General features: G+C 36.0%; 15 protein-coding genes and 1 other annotated feature. Of the genes, 13 read left to right on the top strand and 2 right to left on the bottom strand.

Annotated elements, in window-relative coordinates; translation table 11 throughout:
• The first annotated feature begins 3 nt into the window (after nt 1–3).
• The 5 genes from infB to AB3H93_RS13390 all read left to right on the top strand — a co-directional run bounded on the left by infB (nt 4) and on the right by AB3H93_RS13390 (nt 6,234).
• Nucleotides 4–2,358, top strand: a complete 2,355-nt coding sequence (infB, locus tag AB3H93_RS13410; RefSeq protein WP_053766744.1) for a translation initiation factor IF-2 — start codon at nt 4–6, stop codon at nt 2,356–2,358.
• A 19-nt stretch (nt 2,359–2,377) separates the two neighbouring features.
• Entirely contained in the window at nt 2,378–2,725 is a 348-nt protein-coding gene (rbfA, locus tag AB3H93_RS13405; RefSeq protein ID WP_010718887.1) for a 30S ribosome-binding factor RbfA, read from the top strand.
• A 662-nt stretch (nt 2,726–3,387) separates the two neighbouring features.
• Complete coding sequence (gene truB / locus AB3H93_RS13400) at nt 3,388–4,311, top strand: tRNA pseudouridine(55) synthase TruB (protein ID WP_010718888.1); 924 nt, start codon at nt 3,388–3,390, stop codon at nt 4,309–4,311.
• 2 nt (nt 4,312–4,313) lie between these two features.
• Nucleotides 4,314–5,249 (top strand): riboflavin biosynthesis protein RibF, encoded by a 936-nt coding sequence (gene ribF, locus AB3H93_RS13395; RefSeq protein WP_096710217.1) that lies wholly within the window; start codon nt 4,314–4,316, stop codon nt 5,247–5,249.
• Nucleotides 5,250–5,448: 199 nt separating this feature from the next.
• The gene (locus AB3H93_RS13390; protein WP_010737770.1) at nt 5,449–6,234 is read left to right on the top strand and encodes a glucose-1-dehydrogenase; all 786 of its coding nucleotides are present in this window, start codon (nt 5,449–5,451) and stop codon (nt 6,232–6,234) included.
• A 362-nt stretch (nt 6,235–6,596) separates the two neighbouring features.
• Here AB3H93_RS13390 and AB3H93_RS13385 read toward each other — a convergent pair whose 3' ends face one another.
• Complete coding sequence (locus tag AB3H93_RS13385) at nt 6,597–7,052, bottom strand: helix-turn-helix domain-containing protein (protein WP_010718891.1); 456 nt, start codon at nt 7,050–7,052, stop codon at nt 6,597–6,599.
• 788 nt (nt 7,053–7,840) lie between these two features.
• Between AB3H93_RS13385 and AB3H93_RS13380 the strand changes: the two genes are divergently transcribed.
• Nucleotides 7,841–9,058 carry a radical SAM protein gene (locus AB3H93_RS13380; protein ID WP_368020698.1) on the top strand — a complete coding sequence of 406 codons (1,218 nt, stop codon included), beginning with the start codon at nt 7,841–7,843 and terminating at the stop codon, nt 9,056–9,058.
• A 14-nt stretch (nt 9,059–9,072) separates the two neighbouring features.
• Complete coding sequence (locus AB3H93_RS13375; protein WP_053766748.1) at nt 9,073–9,336, top strand: hypothetical protein; 264 nt, start codon at nt 9,073–9,075, stop codon at nt 9,334–9,336.
• A gap of 147 nt (nt 9,337–9,483) precedes the next feature.
• Here the strand turns inward: AB3H93_RS13375 and brnQ are convergent, their stop codons facing one another.
• The gene (gene brnQ / locus AB3H93_RS13370) at nt 9,484–10,842 is read right to left on the bottom strand and encodes a branched-chain amino acid transport system II carrier protein (RefSeq protein WP_368020697.1); all 1,359 of its coding nucleotides are present in this window, start codon (nt 10,840–10,842) and stop codon (nt 9,484–9,486) included.
• 133 nt (nt 10,843–10,975) lie between these two features.
• Nucleotides 10,976–11,213: a binding site (T-box leader), on the bottom strand.
• Between the two features lie 508 nt (nt 11,214–11,721).
• On the opposite strand from brnQ, the gene AB3H93_RS13365 reads away from it, so the two are divergent.
• The 6 genes from AB3H93_RS13365 to AB3H93_RS13340 all read left to right on the top strand — a co-directional run bounded on the left by AB3H93_RS13365 (nt 11,722) and on the right by AB3H93_RS13340 (nt 17,995).
• Entirely contained in the window at nt 11,722–12,063 is a 342-nt protein-coding gene (locus tag AB3H93_RS13365; RefSeq protein WP_010737766.1) for an LPXTG cell wall anchor domain-containing protein, read from the top strand.
• Complete coding sequence (locus AB3H93_RS13360) at nt 12,029–12,697, top strand: WxL domain-containing protein (protein WP_368020696.1); 669 nt, start codon at nt 12,029–12,031, stop codon at nt 12,695–12,697. Before AB3H93_RS13365 ends, AB3H93_RS13360 begins: the two co-directional genes overlap by 35 nt.
• Nucleotides 12,698–12,714: 17 nt before the next feature.
• Nucleotides 12,715–13,425, top strand: coding sequence for a WxL domain-containing protein (locus AB3H93_RS13355; RefSeq protein WP_096710223.1), 711 nt, complete (start codon nt 12,715–12,717; stop codon nt 13,423–13,425).
• Nucleotides 13,422–14,462, top strand: a complete 1,041-nt coding sequence (locus AB3H93_RS13350) for a DUF916 and DUF3324 domain-containing protein (RefSeq protein ID WP_053766751.1) — start codon at nt 13,422–13,424, stop codon at nt 14,460–14,462. The genes AB3H93_RS13355 and AB3H93_RS13350 overlap by 4 nt, the downstream gene beginning before the upstream one ends.
• 8 nt (nt 14,463–14,470) lie before the next feature.
• The gene (locus tag AB3H93_RS13345) at nt 14,471–16,228 is read left to right on the top strand and encodes a hypothetical protein (RefSeq protein WP_368020695.1); all 1,758 of its coding nucleotides are present in this window, start codon (nt 14,471–14,473) and stop codon (nt 16,226–16,228) included.
• A 504-nt stretch (nt 16,229–16,732) separates the two neighbouring features.
• Nucleotides 16,733–17,995, top strand: a complete 1,263-nt coding sequence (locus AB3H93_RS13340; RefSeq protein ID WP_368020694.1) for a GHKL domain-containing protein — start codon at nt 16,733–16,735, stop codon at nt 17,993–17,995.
• Nucleotides 17,996–18,040 lie beyond the last annotated feature (45 nt).

The raw sequence follows: 18,040 nt of genomic DNA, 5'->3' as shown, positions 1-18,040 counted from the left end.
TGCATGAGCAACAAACGAATTTATGAACTAGCAAAAGAATTAAATCAGCCTAGTAAAGACGTTGTGGAAAAGGCGCAGCAACTTGGGATTAATGTGAAGAATCACATGGGAGCAATCACAACTGGTGATGAAAAGAAGTTGCAACAAGCGTTCAAAAAACCACAGACGAATAAAAAACCAGCACAGCAAGCCAGCCAAAAGCCAGCCACAAACCAGCCGAATGAACAAAAGAAACAAGAAACAAAAACGAAACAACAAAAAAATAACCGCAACTATCAAGATCGCGGTCAAGGGAGCGGTCAAGTGAATCAAGGAAAAAACCAATCAACAAACCAAAACCGAAGTAATAATGGAGGCGGAAATAACCAAAACCGTCAAGGAGCAACACAAAGTGGCAATCAAAACCGCCAAGGATCAACACAAGGCGGAAACCAAAATCGCCAAGGATCAAACCAAGGTGGTAACCAAAACCGTAACAACAATAATAATCGTGGTAAATTTAACAATAACAACCGCAATCGTTTTAACAAAAAAGGGAAAAAAGGAAAACAACAAACTTCCAATAAACCTGCTGTACCACCACGTAAATTCCGTGAGTTACCAGAAGTATTAGAGTATACTGAAGGCATGAACGTTGCGGATATTGCGAAGAAAATCCATCGTGAACCAGCAGAGATCATCAAAAAATTATTTATGCTTGGCGTAATGGTCAACCAAAACCAAGCACTAGATAAAGATACGATTGAACTCTTAGCAACAGATTATGGGATGGAACCACAAGAAAAAATCCAAGTAGATATCGCAGATATCGACAAATTCTTTGAACCAGAAGAATTAAATCCTGATACATTGGTTTCTCGTCCACCAGTTGTAACAATCATGGGACACGTCGACCACGGGAAAACAACATTACTTGATACATTACGTCATTCACGAGTAACAAGTGGCGAAGCTGGTGGGATTACACAACATATCGGTGCCTACCAAATCGATATTGATGGCAAACCAATCACATTCTTAGACACACCTGGGCATGCTGCATTTACAAGTATGCGTGCGCGAGGAGCAAGTATCACTGATATCACGATCTTAGTTGTAGCAGCAGATGACGGTGTTATGCCACAAACAGTCGAAGCAATCAACCATGCGAAAGCAGCTGGCGTACCAATTATCGTTGCTGTTAATAAGATTGATAAACCAGGGGCAAATCCTCAACACGTGATGCAAGAATTAAGTGAATATGAATTGATTCCAGAAGCTTGGGGTGGAGAAACGATTTTCGTTGAAATCTCTGCTAAATTTGGTCAAAATATTGACGAATTGCTAGAAATGATCTTGCTGGTTGCGGAAGTAGAGGATCTAAAAGCAGATCCTAAACAACGAGCAATTGGTACAGTAATTGAAGCACGTCTAGACAAAGGAAAAGGACCTGTTACAACATTACTTGTTCAACAAGGGACTTTAAACGTAGGTGACCCAATTGTAGTAGGAAATACCTATGGACGTGTGCGTGTGATGGTCAACGACTTAGGTCGTCGTGAAAAATCTGCTGGACCAGCAACACCAGTTGAGATCACTGGGTTAAACGATGTGCCACAAGCAGGTGACCGCTTTGTTGTCTTTGAAGATGAAAAAACTGCTCGTGCAGCCGGTGAAGAACGTGCCAAACGTGCGTTGTTAGAACATCGTGCGATCACTAGTCGGGTAACATTGGACAACTTGTTTGAAAGCTTAAAAGAAGGCGAATTAAAAGAAGTAAATGTTATCATTAAAGCTGATGTACAAGGTTCTGCAGAAGCATTGGCTGCTTCATTGCAAAAGATCGATGTAGAAGGGGTACGTGTGAAAATCGTCCATTCTGCAGTTGGTGCCATCAATGAAAGTGATGTAACCCTTGCAGCAGCAAGTAATGCGATCATCATTGGGTTCAATGTTCGTCCTACACCACAAGCTAAAATTCAAGCGGATAATGAAGAAGTGGACATTCGTTTACACCGAATCATTTATAAAGCAATCGAAGAAATCGAAACAGCGATGAAAGGGATGCTAGATCCAGAGTTTGAAGAAAAAATCACTGGTCAAATGATCGTTCGAGAAACATTCAAAGTATCAAAAGTTGGAACGATCGCTGGGGCTTATGTCACAGAAGGATACATTCGACGTGATAGTGGCGTTCGCGTGATCCGTGATGGTATCGTCATTTACGAAGGACAACTAGCTAGCTTGAAACGTTTCAAAGACGATGTAAAAGAAGTTAAAATGGGTTATGAATGTGGTGCAATGATCGAAAAATTCAATGACATCAAAGTCGATGACGTCATCGAAGGCTTCATTATGGAAGAAATCAAAACAAATTAATTTTAGGAGGCCGCTCAATATGGCAAACTATCGAGACCGCCGAGTCGGTCAAGAAATTTTAAAAGAAGTAAATGATATTTTACGCAAAAAAGTTCGTGATCCTCGTGTAGAAAACGTGACAATCACTGATGTCCACGTTACGGGAGATCTACAACAAGCAACCATCTATTATAGTATTTTATCTGACTTAGCTTCAGATAAGAAAAAAGCACAGGAAGGCCTAGCAAAAGCAAGTGGACTGATTCGCCGTGAATTAGGACACAACTTAAGCATCTATAAAACGCCTGAATTAACTTTTGAATTAGATGAGTCAGTGGGGTATGGTAACCACATTGATGAGTTGCTTCGTAATTTAAATAAAGATTAAAACAAAAAGAGCTATAAACCTTAAGAAGTGGGGTTATAGCTCTTTTTTAGTAGTTTTTTTAGTTTTAGCTTTTTATAAAGCAGAGATACCGCAGTTACACCATCATCCAATTTTTTAGAAAAAAAGTTCAAACTACACAATGCAAGTAGTTTAAAATGACAAACGCACAGTACCATAATTTTACTGTACAGAATACATGAGAAAAAAATGAGCAATTTGTACGTGTCTCGAACAGGTTGTGAAAGAAGCGGTCAACTCCAAACGAATAAGAGAGAATCTTTTAAAATAGCTTTTCTTATTTTGAAAAATTCTCTCTTATTTTTAAGAAGTGGCTTCTTGGACACCGTTTATTAAGAGTTAGATTTATACTTCAGACTCTTTTCGAGATTCGTATATGATCCTCAGTTTTTTGTTTTGGGGAAGACTAGGATCATTTATTCCTTAAAAGCTGCGACTCGTTTTAATCAAAGGCTGCAAATGAAGGATTCAAGCTTGCTTTTGTCTAAGAGAATAACATGAATTGTATTTACAGGTTTGTGAAGTTTTATTACAAGTTTGTTGCCAAATAATAAAAACGTAGCGAAAAAAGGTAAAATCGTCACATTATTGTGGGATGTGTTATAATGACAAAGTTGATATTTTATTGGATAGGGAGAAAAAACATGGACGGATTATTACCTTTGTGGAAAGAACGTGGCATGACAAGTCATGATTGTGTATTTAAATTAAGAAAAATCTTACATATGAAAAAAATTGGTCATGGTGGTACGTTAGACCCTGATGTTGATGGTGTGTTACCGATTTGCCTTGGAAAAGCGACTAAAGTTATCGAATATTTAAGCGATGCAGGAAAAGTATACCAAGGAGAGATTACATTAGGATTTAGTACAACGACAGAAGACAAATCTGGTGAGGTCGTCGAAAGTAAAACAGTTGATCGATTAATCAGTGATGAAGAAATTGATGAAACGATGAAAAGTTTTATCGGGGAAATCACTCAGATACCACCGATGTATTCAGCTGTCAAAGTGAACGGCAAACGTCTTTATGAGTATGCCAGAAACAATGAAACAGTTACACGTCCCGTGCGTAAAGCGCAGATTGAACGTTTTGAAAGAACAAGTGACGTGCATTGGGACCAAGAGAAGGGGTTGCTATCTTGGCGTTTTGAGGTAGTATGCGGGAAAGGGACTTATGTACGAACGCTTGCTGTTGATACTGGGAAAAAATTAGGCTATCCTGCTCACATGTCCGATCTAACTCGAACAGCTAGTGGAGGAATGAAGAAGGAGCAGGCAATCACTTTGCAGCAAGTAGCAGATTATATGCTTGCAGGAACCTTTGAAGAACATTTATTGCCACTAGAAGCTGGTGTCGCTCGTTTTAAGAGAGTAGACATTAGTGATCGTGTTTGGGAAAAAGTTAAAAATGGTATGCGCTTAGATTACCAGGTATTTAACTTAGCAGAAATGCCGACAGAAGAGATCGCACTTTTTTACCAAGACAAAGTAGTAAGTATTTACCAGCCAAATCCAAAAGAAAAAAATAAATTAAAACCAAGCAAAGTGTTGAGGAATGAGGTATAAAAATGAAAATTATCAAAATTAGACATCCTTATCAAGCAGATCAGATCCCACCAGAAGACGTTGTACTTGTTTTAGGCTTTTTTGACGGGGTACATCTAGGCCATCAACGTGTTATCAATCGGGGAAAAGAAATTGCCAAAAAAGAAGGATTGAAATTAGCTTTGATGACTTTCAACCAACATCCTTCAATCGTCTTCAAAAAAATAAATCCAAGTCAAGTAAAATATTTGACTACTCTGGAACAAAAAGAAGAAAAAATGGCCTTATTAGGTGTTGATTATTTATACGAAATCGATTTTACGTCATCGTTTGCTCATTTAGCTCCACAAGAATTTGTTGATCAATATATCGTAGGACTTCATGCAAAATATGCTGTTTCTGGTTTTGACTATACTTACGGACCTAAAGAAATTGCAGATGTAGCGCACTTACCAAGTTATGCAAAGAATCGATTTGAAGTCATCACTGTACCAAAAGAAGAAGACAGTGGCAAGAAGATTAGTTCGACACGGATACGTGAATTATTAAACGCAGGAGAAATAAATGAAGTAACACGTTTATTGGGGGCTGCTTACGAGGTCGAAGGGGTGGTAGTCCATGGCGATGCTCGTGGCCGCCTGCTAGGATTCCCAACAGCTAACATCAAAGTTAAAAGTACTGTTCATCTTCCAAAAGAAGGTGTCTATGTTTCAGAGATCAAAGTTGGTGAAACGTGGTATCAAGCAATGGGATCAATCGGTCATAATGATACCTTTGGTGATGATCGTGAACTTACCGTTGAATTATATATTTTAAATTTTGCTCAAGATATCTATGGAGAGCATGTAAAAGTCCGTTGGCATCATTTTTTGAGAAACCAAGTGAAATTTCCAAACGTTGAATCATTGATTGAACAACTGAAAGCAGATGAAAAAGCAACAGCGGACTATTTTAAATAAAAGTATTGAATTTAACTGAAGACAATAAAAAAGCCTTTTTTGGTGAAATCATTCGAGTCAGCAAGTAGCTTGCTGACTCTTTTATTATAGAAAAAAGTAAATCGATCGAATAAGCGTATCGTTTGCCTAAAAGACAGGGTACTATTGTACACTTGATATAGGAAGTATGCAGTAGGTGAAAAAGAAGGGTGGAAAGTATATGTATAAAGATCTAACAAATAAGGTGGCAGTAGTAACTGGAGGATCAAAAGGGATCGGTAAAGCAATCTGTGAACGCTTTGGTAAAGAAAAAATGTGTGTGGTTGTCAACTATCATTCGGATGAAGAAGGGGCACAAGAAGCAGTAGCCGAGATCGAAAAAAATGGTGGCAAAGCAGTAGCTGTCGAAGCGGATGTCAGTACAGAAGAAGGGATGGATCGTCTGCTCAAAGCAGCAATCGAAACATTCGGAAGTTTAGATATCTGGGTCAATAATGCTGGTATGGAAACGCAAAAACCAACCCATGAGCTGGAATTAGAAGATTGGGAGAAAGTGTTAAAGGTGAACCTAACAGGCGTATTTTTAGGGACAAAAACAGCGTTGAGTTATTTTAAAACTCATCAGATCAAAGGTAATATTATCAACATGTCCTCCGTTCACGAACAAATCCCTTGGCCGACATTTGCTCATTACGCAGCATCAAAAGGCGGTGTCAAGCTGTTTACAGAAACAGTAGCCATGGAGTACGCACCAGAAAATATTCGAATCAACAGTATTGGACCAGGGGCGATCAAAACTCCGATTAATGCAGAAAAATTTGAAGATCCAAAAGAAAAAGAAATTCTAGAAAGCATGATACCAATGGAACGAGTGGGTAAACCCGAGGAAGTCGCCGCCGCTGCTGCTTGGCTCGCTTCTAATGAATCCAGTTATGTGACAGGAATTACTTTATTTGTAGATGGTGGCATGAAACTATATCCATCCTTTCAAGGGGGTAAGGGTTAAAGCTACTTAGCATTATAAATAGAAACAAGAAATAGGGGAAATAATAAATTTAGAATCTAAAAAAAACAGTAAACGACATTCAAAGAGCTGACCTTCGGCAATAAGACAAAAATCCACAAAACATGGGGAGCTGTTTCGAGATTTTTATCTTGATTGCTCCAACGATTACTCGTCGTAGTTTTTACTTGGCGAGTAATCAGGTCAAACGCTCTTTTCGCAATCTCTTATACACGGTGTTTATGCATCGAGTTCTTGAAATAAGCCTGAATTTTTTGAAACATGGGAAGCTGTTTCAAAAAATTCAGGCTTATTGTCATCAGAGCAGATCGTTTCTTTCACAGGCTCTTTTTCCAAATAAAAAACTAATTCTTTTTTAGTGAAATGGATGTTTGTTTTTGTAGTTGTTCATAGATCCATGACCCGAAATTAGTGACATAATTAAAGTTACCACCAATTAAGATATCATATTCATTTTCTTTGAAATGCGTGTATTGGATCAATCGATCATTTTTATTAGCATAAACCTCTGAATGATAGTTAAAAAGTTGCTCTTTAAAGGCATCCATTTCGTGAAAATCATCTGTTACAAGAGATAATTTTAATGTGACAGGGACATCAAGCGTCACTTGATAATCTTTTTGGATCATTAGATTTTCCTTGTCACCGTAGAGGAAATCAAACAAATTTTGTTCAGAAAACTTCCATTTTCCTCCAACTTTTGTTCCCTTTAATTTCCCTTCGTGCAGATAGTTTCGAATTGAACGAGTTGTCACACCAAGTTGGTCGGCTAATTCTTGTACTGAATAATAACCTTTCAATATATCCCTCCTAAAAATTAAACCACTTATTTAAACACCGTGGTATCGAATTAAAATAAAGTCCTTATGACCCAAAAGTTAGTTTCAGATTGATGAGGAATTAAATATACTTTATAGATTGTAATTATACTAAAATTCTTATGAAAAAAATAGATTTGTTCGTTAAATAATCGTTATGTTTAGAATAAAATAAACAGATAAAGCAGTGTTTTTCAAATTTAAACTTAAAAAATCGTTATTTAAAATAACTTAATGGGAATTTATGATCACTATGGAAATTTGAGGTGATGAAATAAAATAAAAACAAATTTACTTATAGATAGCAATGAATCCAATCAAATAAGTCAGAAGAACAAATCAACGTGTCTTAGAAATTTTAGCGTTATATAAAAGAAACGCATAAATTGTTAAATTTTTTTATTTTATAACTAAGGTTTTAATAATTTTTCTCTCGAACCGTCATTGACAATATTTTCATTCAAAGTTTATACTATATTTAGGAAAAAAAATGAATATTATCGTGCTTTTTCCTAAAAGTTCAGAAAGGAGACTTGTTATGTTTACGAAACCTGTACTAAAAAAAATCTCTGGCAATGTTTTGTCCCCATGTTCTTGTGGGTTATTGATTGGTAACGGTTCTTAATCTAGTCTTCCGATGTCCATTTTTAATTGGAAAATAAAGTTGCCCTACAAAACTCCCCTGTTAAAAAGGCGACTTTATTTTCCTATTTAATATAGTCAAAATGTTATTATTCGTTTGTGATGCTAATAAAAGAGGTGAGAGTTCTATGAAAATCAAGGAAAATTTATACGCTTATCCTTTTCTTGATGAAGTGATTCTCCATAATGTTCTAAGAAGCAGCTGGCTAGTGATTTCTAAAGAAGAGTTAGAGTTGGTGAAGCTACGAAAGTATTCAGCGTTATCCGAGTCTACGCAAAAAAAACTAAAAATCTTTCAGCTTCTATTAGATGAGCCATTAAAAGTAAAAAAAAATGAAGTCACCATTCCTGAAACCGCTTATTTGGCGTTGACACATCAATGTAATTTAAAATGTGTGTATTGTTACGCAGAAGCAGATATGACCAAGAACTATCCGGATCAATTGTCTTTAATTGAATGGTTCAAACTATTAGATCAATTAAAAGACTGTGGTGTAAAAAAAGTCATTTTTACTGGTGGAGAAATAGGACTGAATCATGATTCTTTAAAATATATCGATTATGCTTATCAACTAGGCTTATCGGTTGGTTTGATCACTAATGGAACCTTGATTGGAAAAAAAAGGAATGCACAATTCTTGGCAGATCGATGCGAATCAATGACCATCAGCTTGGATTCGATTGATAAAGAAGAAAATGACAAGAACCGTGGTAGAGGTTGTTATGAAATAGCAATGAGAGGTATCCGTAATCTTTTAGATATCGGTTTCCATAATATTCACGTTAATGCAACCGTTACCAACTATAACTTAAAATCAGTTGATCAAACGATTGAGTTTTTTAAAGAGAATGGAATCGCCTATAAATTAGGTGGATTTAGCGAATTAGGAAGAGGTAGTATGGCAGATATTTCATTATCTTTTGAAGAAAGAAAAGAAATCGAGTGCAAAGAAAAAAGTGCTCAACGATCTGCATTTTTAAAGCCATTTACAATTAAAGAATCTTGTGGTTTGGGTTTGGGAGAGTTCGTTATCAATCCAGTTGGGGATATTTTTGCATGTAAATTATTGGAGACAGATGACTATAAATTAGGTAATATCAGAAAAAACAAATTAGCTGATATTTATAACCATAAAGAGATAGAATTGCTTGAATCTCAAAATATCCATCATTTATCTGGTTGTCAAACTTGTTCTTTTCGCTATTTATGCGGTGGTGGTTGTCGTGCGCAACATTATTATCATACCAATGATATTCATGGAGTGGATCGCTCTGAATGTCAATTATTGCAAGAGTTAATAAAAAATCAAATGTATCGTATCTGGAAACAGACAGAAATGACCTGAAGGAGCGTGATTAGGTGAGACTGAACGGCGAATTGGCCTATGAGAAATTAGGGAACGACCTCTATCTTTCCTTGAATGATGAAATCTATCTTTTAGATAATGAAGTATCGATCTATATATTTGAATTATTAAAAACAAATGTAGCACTTAGTCATGTAAAAGAAAAAGTATTAATACGATTTGCTGATTCTGGTGACTATTCTAATGAAGAAAAAGAAAAATATATCACAGAGTTTATCTCAGATCTGATCAACAACCAAATTCTCTTACAAGATTAGGTCAATCAATGAAAACTAGTAAAAGAACAATGCGTTTATCAAAAGATAATCAACATTGTTCTTTTTTGCTTCTTTCTTCTGGCTTCACTCAAATTATCAAATGAAGCGTCATATTTCGGTAAAACTTCTCTTTGTCCGTTACAAGACTCAATTAGATAGAGAAGGGTCTAACTCAGTTCTTTGTTTAAAAATTAAACAATACAGTACGCCTATGATAAAGCCACTGATTGCTGGCAGGATAAAACCAACACCACTGGAAGCAAATGGAATCGTATGAACATACCAATTGGTTAAATTTGTTGTCAAATGATTTTGAATAGGTAATGCTTTGATACCATCAAATAAAGCAGGTATGGCTGTAAAGATTGTCGTCAATTGATAAACGATTCTGCGATTTTGGAAAAAGGCAGAGCAAAGTGCTGGGATGATCATTGCCATGGAAAGAGGATAAAGAATCATTAAAAATGGCATGGTCCAAGCAATAATGGTGTCAAGTCCAAAGTTTGCGGTAATAAAAGAAAGTAATGTAGTGATTCGAAGCCATCCTTTATAGCCGATCTTAGGGAAGCGGACAGAGAAATCTTGGGCAAATGAGGCAATCAATCCCATCGCAGAAGTGAAAACTGCTAATAGCGTCATCAAGGCCATAAAAATCAATCCCACTTTACCAAAATAGGATTGAACGATTTGAGTTAATGCAATCCCTCCGTTTTCGGAGATACCAAAGCGATTTAAAGACATCGTACCTAATGCAATAATCCCCAAATAGATACCACCACATAAAACCATCGTTAATAGACCAGATTTTACAGTATTTTTAGCAATCTGATCTTCATCATGAATCCCCATTCCTTGAAGCGCACGAATGATCGTAATTCCAAAAGCTAATGAGGCTAATGCGTCCATTGTATTATATCCTTCGATAAAGCCGTTGGTAGTTGCTGCTTGTTGGTAATCCAGTACAGGCTTGGCATCCAATGGTCCTAAGGGAAGAATCAAAGCGACGATAAACACAGCTAATAGTAAAATTAAAAATAATGGGTTTAAATATTTTCCAATGATTTTTAATAAATTTGATTCACGAGTTGATAAATAATAGGCTAAGCCAAAGAAAATAACCGAAAAGATAAATAAGCCAATCGTTGTATACTTTTCTGGTAAAATCATTCCTAAACTAAATTGATATCCTAATGCAGCAGTTCTGGGAGTGGCGAATAAAGGTCCTAAGGCCATATGGTTCATAATAAGAAATAAGGTACCATACCACGCAGCCACTGGTTTAGCAAAATCGTACAACCCGCTTGAGCGTGTTTTACTTAAGGCAATCAGTGCAGCTAAAGGTAATAAAGTAGAGGAGATCAAAAAACCAATCCCAGCAGATAACCAATGACTACCTGCAAGTTGACCTAAATGAGCAGGGAAAATAAGGTTACCTGCTCCAAAAAGCATTCCGAAAATGAGTGAAGCTAATAAAAATAATTTCTTTGTTGATAATTTTTCCATCATAAATAACTCCTTAATCGTTTAGTTAACATAAATGAAATGAAGCTAAACGTCTGACTCGTCTTTGTCTAAAAATTTGCATAAATCTTTTCCTTTCTTTGGTGAAAAACACAAAAAGCCCGTTGGAATAATTATTCCAACGGGCAATTGACATTGCGGTACCACCGTTTTTTTTGTTTATGAATAAACAATCTCTTAGCGACTCACTAATAGTGAAGCGCATTATCCGATAACGGGGATCGCCGGCACAAACTTCTAACGTCACTTGTGCATCTCCAGAGTTACTTTCACAAATAATAGACCTACGATTTTCCACCAACCAATCGCTCTCTAAAATGCTTATTATTCGTTACTCTCTCTATCAATGATTTTTGTTCATTATAGAAGCAATGATGGACAGTGTCAAGACAAAAAAAGTAAAAAATTGAATTTTCTGTCAATAGATTTGGGTGAAACGTTCACCATTGATTTTTTTCTTTCTTCTTAATTACGGTCAATTTTTATTGCTGTAAGAGTCTTCGTTAAGGACAGAAGCGTAGTTAAGTGTCTACATAATAAATAGTGAAACGAATACTTAATGGCTTGAAAAATGTGGTGGAATATTCTTTGAGATTGTTACAAACAGCCAACTATTGTTAGCAAAGTATTTATTTGACTGTCTCTACAACAATTTTGAAATTTGATCTATCACACCGATTTGTTATCAGTCAGTCGTTCGATTCATCTTTTAAGACAAAAAAAGCAAAAATTGCAAGGTTAAACGGTTTCAAACGCCTTTTTTTAGAATGAATATAAGTAAAATAGGATTTACCCAATTGAGCGAAGATTAAAAAAAGGAGGTTTTGTTACATTTGCTGTAAAGAGAAAGGTGAGGGTAAGTGGATGAGAAAGATGACGATTGTTTTCTTTTTGTTCCTTATTTTTTTGACCATTGAGGCATATACGCGAACAATGATTGTCTACGCTGAATCTGTACAAAGCACAGCGGGGATCCGCTTTGTACCAAATCCTTCAAATGCATCATCAGAAGATCTGGCAAAAGAGAAAGACGGGCAGACAAAAAGAATGATGCAAAGAAAGCTCCCAAAAACAATTGATCAGCAGAGTAGTTCTTTGATGATCTGTGGTGGACTCATTGTAACAGCAGCAGGAGGTTTCCTCTTACTGAGAAAAGGAAAGAAGGAAAAAAATGAAAAAAGTAGTTTTAACAATCGCACTATTTAGCACATTCGTTATTAGTGCGAAAACAACAACCGTTTATGCAGAAATAGCCGATGATACTCATGGCACAAGTATCGCTAAAGTTGGGTTAGAGAAACAAGATGAAACGGATGAACCAACGGATCCAATTGATCCACCAGATGTACCAGGTACGTATATTCCAACAGGAAACACCGGTGCTTTACGTATTGACTATATCTCAAATATTGACTTCGGTACACAAAAAATCGCTAGTGAAACAAAAAACTATACAGCTGGGAATTCAGATGAATTTGTTGAAACACAAATATCTGATCTACGAGGAAATGGTGCAGGTTGGAACTTACAAGTTAGCTATGATAGTGAAAAAGCAGGATTTTATACTGAAAATGGTGTTGCGTTAGCTGGGGCTGAACTAAGCTTGCCAGCTGGGACAGCAAAAACGGTGACAGAGAATCAATCTCCGGCAGCTGAAACGGCAACGGTAACAGTAAATAAAGATGCGCAAAATATTATGTTTGCTGCCGCAACAACCGGTCTAGGGACTTGGGAAGATCAGATGTCAGCAGAAGCTGTTTCATTAAAAGTACCTTCTGGTAACTTGGCAGGAACTTATTCTGCCACACTTGTTTGGACATTAACAGACGCACCAGCTTAATCTAAAGGAGAAGAAACATGAAAAAAAATATTCTAGCAACTACATTATTAAGTGTGTTAGCCATTAATACCATGAGTATGACCATCTATGCAGAAGAAATGAGTGATTCAGCAACTTCAACAGCAAAGATCACATTCGAAGGGAATGATACCCATTCCAACAAACCAGTGAATCCAGATAATCCAGATGATTTAATCGACAAACCAGACGAAGTAGATCCAGATGATCCTAACAATCATGGAACTGGCGATCAAGGACCACTTTCAATTGACTATGTGTCCAATATCAGTTTTGGTACACAAGAAATTTCACAAAATAAAAAAGTCTATGTCGCAGCAAATGCAAAACCATTTGTTCAAATTACAGATAAACGAGGAGTAGCTGGTGGCTGGTCACTAACTGCGACTGCTTCAAAATTTTCAGCAGCTGACAGCACTGAATTAAAAGGAGCAATCCTATCATTTGCGAATGGAGATACTCGAACGACTTCTGATAACATCAGCGGCAAACCTGATGCTTTTGATTTCACTTTTAACAATCATGAAGCTCAACCAGTTATGACGGCAAAAAGTCTGAATGGTCAGGGAACTTGGTTAGATGTATTTGAAGGAGAAGAAGGAAACAATACAAATGTTCAATTGACTGTTCCTGCTGGTTCTGCTCAAGCAAAAGAGTATACCGCAACGATTACTTGGACCCTTACTGCAGGTCCAACTGATGCACAATGATGCATAAACGTCATCATCGTTTTATTTGTTTAGTCACAGGCATCATCGGATTTTGGGGAATCCTTGGTGTCAATTCGCTTACCTCATATGCAGATTCAGCTGAATCTGCATATAGTGTAAGTGCAAATATACCTGAAGAACAAACAAATAAAGATGTATCTTATTTTGATTTAACTGAAGCACCAAATGAAACGCGCGACCTATCCATTCATTTATCCAATGTCGGAGAAAAAGAAAGTGTCTTTGAAATAGAGATCAACAATGCAGCGACCAACACAAACGGTGTGATCGATTATAATCAACGAACAGTTAAAAAGGATGCCTCTGCCAAATACCAAGTCAGTGATTGCTTAACCACTGATGCAAAGGAAGTAACAATTCCAGCTGGAGAAGCAAAAGACGTGCACTTTCAATTGAAAATGCCAAAAGAATCATTTGACGGGATTCTTTTAGGAGGTATCCATGTAACGAAAAAAGAGAACCAAAGTGAAAAAGTTTCTGGAACAGCGATTCGAAATAAGTATGCTTATGTTATTGGGGTTGAGCTTAGGAACAACAGTAAACCTGTCTCACCAGATTTGAAATTAATTTCTGTAAGAACTGGGTTACAAAATTCGTATGCAACGATTTTTGCACATTTACAAAATCCTACATCAACGATCATCAGTCAAGTTCATACGGAAGCGACGATCACTAAAAAAGGCTCATCAAAAGTGTTGTATACAGCAAACAAAGATCATATGTCGATCGCACCCAATACGAACTTTGATTTTCCGATCAGTGTCAACAAGAAGAAAATCGATCCGGGAACTTATATGTTAACAGTGGATGCGACAACAGAAAATAATCAAAAGAAATGGCATTTAGCAAAAACATTTACGATCAAACCAGAAAATGCCAAAAAAATCAATGATGAAGCAATTACAGAAGAAAAAGCAGAAGTATCTTATCTGCCGATGATCATTGGGATAGGCGGCTTACTATTAGGGATCATTGTGTTCTTAAGTTACAAACTGTTCCAACAAAAAGGTAGGTGAGGAAGGAAATGAAAAAGCAAAAAGTGAATAAAAAATTAGTATTTCTAGTCGCCTATTTTGCTTTGTTCAGTCTCTTTCAGCTAGCCTTCTCTACTAAGTCAGTTGTTGCGGATTCATGGCCTGATGGACAATCAGAAGCTGACATCTATGGTGGACATATCCATGCTAAAATCACCTATGTAAAAGATGGGAATCCAAATTATACAGCGATTGGGGATACGATAACAGTTACAACAGTTTTAGAAAAAAAAGATGATACAAACCTTGAAGAAGAGTATAAGCAATCAACGTTAGTGACGGTTTTTCCTGATAAAGAGCAAGGGTTGGAATTATTAGGAGAACCCGAACTTGTTTATAAACATGGTGGTGTAACAGGTAACGGAAATTTGATGGCTCCATCTAAGGAAGTTGCCTATGACATCATAACGGCTTATAACTTTTATGGACATACAGAATTTGGAGATTCCAAGTCCTATGATGGGCGGATTACAGAAATATTGCCGCTCGCTTCAGACGGTATCTCTGATGGTCCTTATAGTGACAATTACTCGGTTTATCGATTATTGGAAAAAACGGGTGATTCAATGACGATCACCTATCGTGCCAAAGTCACAGAAAAAGCAGTCACTAAGGATAAATTTGTCTTGCGTGCATCTGTTTGGGATAGTATGAAAAAAGATATTGGATTTACTCATTTTTTATCTGCTGAAATGCCAAGCTTTCAATCAGAAAAGTTAGCCTTATCTTTTGATGATACGAGCAAAAATCTAGAATTAGATTCCGAGCAGATCACGCTAACAGGTAAATGGAGTGGTCCTTTGGACGATCTCACAGCTTACTTAACAATCAATGGGATGATAATGAACACTGATGAACTATTGTCTTGCTTCAAGAGTGATGGCACATTTCGTGTACCTGTTGACCTGAGTCAGCTACCATCAGTTTCAGAAGTGAATAATGTGACTTTGATGATTCAAAAAAGTAATGGTGAGTCAGCACAAGATTCAACGGTCTTAAGAATGACCAAACCTGCTTCACCTCCTACGATTGAACTGGCAAATAATCTTGCTAATCAAACGCTCGTTCTTTACCCGGGGGATCAAGGGTTTACCTTGAGTGGCAAGTGGAAAGCCGATAGTGGTTCGTGGATCAATATTTACTATAAGTTAAATGGTGTTGAAAAAAAGCTGAATGATTCAGATTCGATTGCGAATACACAACCTGGAAATATGGTTGATTTTTCAAAGAATTTCACACTTGCAGACTTAGCAGCAGGAGAAAATCAATTTGAAGTTTATGTTAAAAATGAAAAACAACAACAATCAAATATTGAAACATTTAAGGTGATCAAAGAAGCGGGGGTTGTGAGATTTGTAAACGTACCAGATCTTCTGACTTTCATGGCAATCCCCGTTGCTAGTCATACGATTCAAACAAATTTGACACAGGCAGCCAATCTTTTAGTAGAAGATACAACTGGAAAACCGATGAATTGGAAACTTAATGTGTCACAAACTGAAGAGTTTAAAGATGGTAAACAAGTATTACCAGCCACTCTTTTTTATCAAAATGGTGATACGGCACAAGTCATCGAAAAAGAACATCCGATCACACTTCCTATGACTGAAGTAACAACTAATAATAATGTCCGGAATTACAGCATTCTACAAAATTCAGAAAACTATTTTTATCTAAATGTTCAACCCGGTGGATATGCTGGGGAATATTCATCACAGGTGGAATGGACAATTGTCAATGCCCCTTAGTTACTTTTATTGATAAAATATAGTGGAGCTGGTTAACAGGGATATTCAAATGATTGAAATCCAGATTTTTAATATTGAAATTAGCGAAATAAGCCAAAGATAGCCAAAATTACTTTTTGTATTTAAGCTATCTTTGGCTTATTTTTTTGTATTGTTTTATTAAGGATGGTGCAAATGCTGATCAAAGAAGACTGTTCATTGATTGAAATAGTTTGGATAGTTCTATGCTAGTAAAAAAAGATGATTAAATGAAACTTGGATTTCTATCTAATCGAGAAGGTTAAGGTAACGTGAGATTCAGTTTTACAGTTAAGCTCTAAGGTGGTTAAATAAAAATTAAATTTTTCAAATATTCTAAATATGCTTGCGATTTTTCTAGTATTTTTTATTATTCATGTTATCTTATAACAGTAATGTTATTGGTTGTCAAAAGGGGAGGCACCAATTAATGAAAAAGTGGTATGTTTGAAAATGATAAACTGGTTTGCTTAGGGGGATGGGTTAATGGAAGTGATTATTTATATTATAGTGGTTCATCTTAATTTTGCACTGATAGGTCTCATTTTATTTGCAAAAAAAAGGATTTTTATGGAGTGCTTCATTCGTTTGGGATTAACGCTACTTAATATATGGCTGATTGAATGGACGCCAGTATTTTTGGTTTTACTTTATTTTTATAATGGAAAATACATTTTTCAGGAAACAAGAAATCTATTTATTGTTTTTTTATTAAATACTTTTTGTGTAAATTTTATCGGCATTTCTGTTTTTTTGACAATTGAAGTGCCACGATTTTTAGAAAATTATGACTTATTAGCGAATGCGATCCTAGAAATTTTGCTTTTAGTGGCAATCCTAATTGTAATGAAAGAATTAGATAAAAAGTTTCGAATTAGTAATTATCTATACGCATATAAAAAAAATCGTCTGTTTTCGACATTTTTGATTATATGTATGTTCATGTCACTTTTGTGGTATCATTTGCTTTTTTCGATGGATTCATTGGATTTCCTTTTAACCTCTTTTATTTTAGTTGCTAGTAATTCCTTTTATGGACTACTTATGCTTTTGATTTTATTGAATGAGAAAAAGGAAGAATACTATCAGATCTATTTGGAAAGCATGAAAAAAAATGAAGAATATTATCAAAAGCTAGAAGAATTTCGTCATGATTATAAAAATTATGTTGGTGTGATGGAAGATCTTGTACAGAATAAACAAATTCATAACGAAATAGAGGCCATCGTAGGGGAAGAAAAAGAGTTTTTTGAAACGCAACTCAACGATGCTTTACACATGAAGTTACAAAAAATTTATGATCCACTGTTGCAAGGAGTTTTTGTCAAATTTGTTAAGCGGGCAGAAGAGCTTCGGATACCTTATAAAATCCAAGTTAATCATATCATACCCAAGCTTTCAATGAATTCCTATGACATGATTCGCTTATTTACAAATATTATCGAAAATGCGTTTGTTCATTATGATCAAACGATGGCGAAAGAAAAAAAAGAAATCACGATCATCGTTGAACATTTGTGGGATTGTTTTTATTTTGAATTTAGTAATCCCAGCAAAAACACTGGAAAAAATCTAACTGAATTGTTTCAAAAAGGAACAACCAGTCAGAAAAGTAGTAAGGGAATTGGGTTATACAGTGTCAAAAAAATCGTAGAAGAGAATGAGAATCTTGCATTGAATTTAAAGTATGACAAACAAGAGCAACGTTTTTACTGTATCTTAACTTTGAAAAAAGAAACAGTCCATTAAAAAAAAGCCACTTGCCTATTTACTGAATAGGTAGGTGGCTTTTTG

This window comes from Enterococcus sp. C74 (assembly GCF_040887125.1).
GTDB classification, from domain to species: domain Bacteria; phylum Bacillota; class Bacilli; order Lactobacillales; family Enterococcaceae; genus Enterococcus_B; species Enterococcus_B hirae.
The sequence above is the reverse complement of the archived record's forward strand: the minus strand, read 5'-3'. Positions and strand labels throughout refer to the sequence as shown.

What these genes read in the sequence shown, in the direction of transcription:
- AB3H93_RS13355 (WP_096710223.1), top strand. Translation starts at nt 12,715, where the DNA reads ATGAAAAAAAATATTCTAGCAACTACATTATTAAGTGTGTTAGCCATT.
- AB3H93_RS13340 (WP_368020694.1), top strand. Translation starts at nt 16,733, where the DNA reads ATGGAAGTGATTATTTATATTATAGTGGTTCATCTTAATTTTGCACTG.
- AB3H93_RS13350 (WP_053766751.1), top strand. Translation starts at nt 13,422, where the DNA reads ATGATGCATAAACGTCATCATCGTTTTATTTGTTTAGTCACAGGCATC.
- AB3H93_RS13345 (WP_368020695.1), top strand. Translation starts at nt 14,471, where the DNA reads ATGAAAAAGCAAAAAGTGAATAAAAAATTAGTATTTCTAGTCGCCTAT.
- AB3H93_RS13365 (WP_010737766.1), top strand. Translation starts at nt 11,722, where the DNA reads ATGAGAAAGATGACGATTGTTTTCTTTTTGTTCCTTATTTTTTTGACC.
- infB (WP_053766744.1), top strand. Translation starts at nt 4, where the DNA reads ATGAGCAACAAACGAATTTATGAACTAGCAAAAGAATTAAATCAGCCT.
- rbfA (WP_010718887.1), top strand. Translation starts at nt 2,378, where the DNA reads ATGGCAAACTATCGAGACCGCCGAGTCGGTCAAGAAATTTTAAAAGAA.
- AB3H93_RS13380 (WP_368020698.1), top strand. Translation starts at nt 7,841, where the DNA reads ATGAAAATCAAGGAAAATTTATACGCTTATCCTTTTCTTGATGAAGTG.
- ribF (WP_096710217.1), top strand. Translation starts at nt 4,314, where the DNA reads ATGAAAATTATCAAAATTAGACATCCTTATCAAGCAGATCAGATCCCA.
- truB (WP_010718888.1), top strand. Translation starts at nt 3,388, where the DNA reads ATGGACGGATTATTACCTTTGTGGAAAGAACGTGGCATGACAAGTCAT.
- AB3H93_RS13390 (WP_010737770.1), top strand. Translation starts at nt 5,449, where the DNA reads ATGTATAAAGATCTAACAAATAAGGTGGCAGTAGTAACTGGAGGATCA.
- AB3H93_RS13360 (WP_368020696.1), top strand. Translation starts at nt 12,029, where the DNA reads ATGAAAAAAGTAGTTTTAACAATCGCACTATTTAGCACATTCGTTATT.
- brnQ (WP_368020697.1), bottom strand. Translation starts at nt 10,842, where the DNA reads ATGATGGAAAAATTATCAACAAAGAAATTATTTTTATTAGCTTCACTC.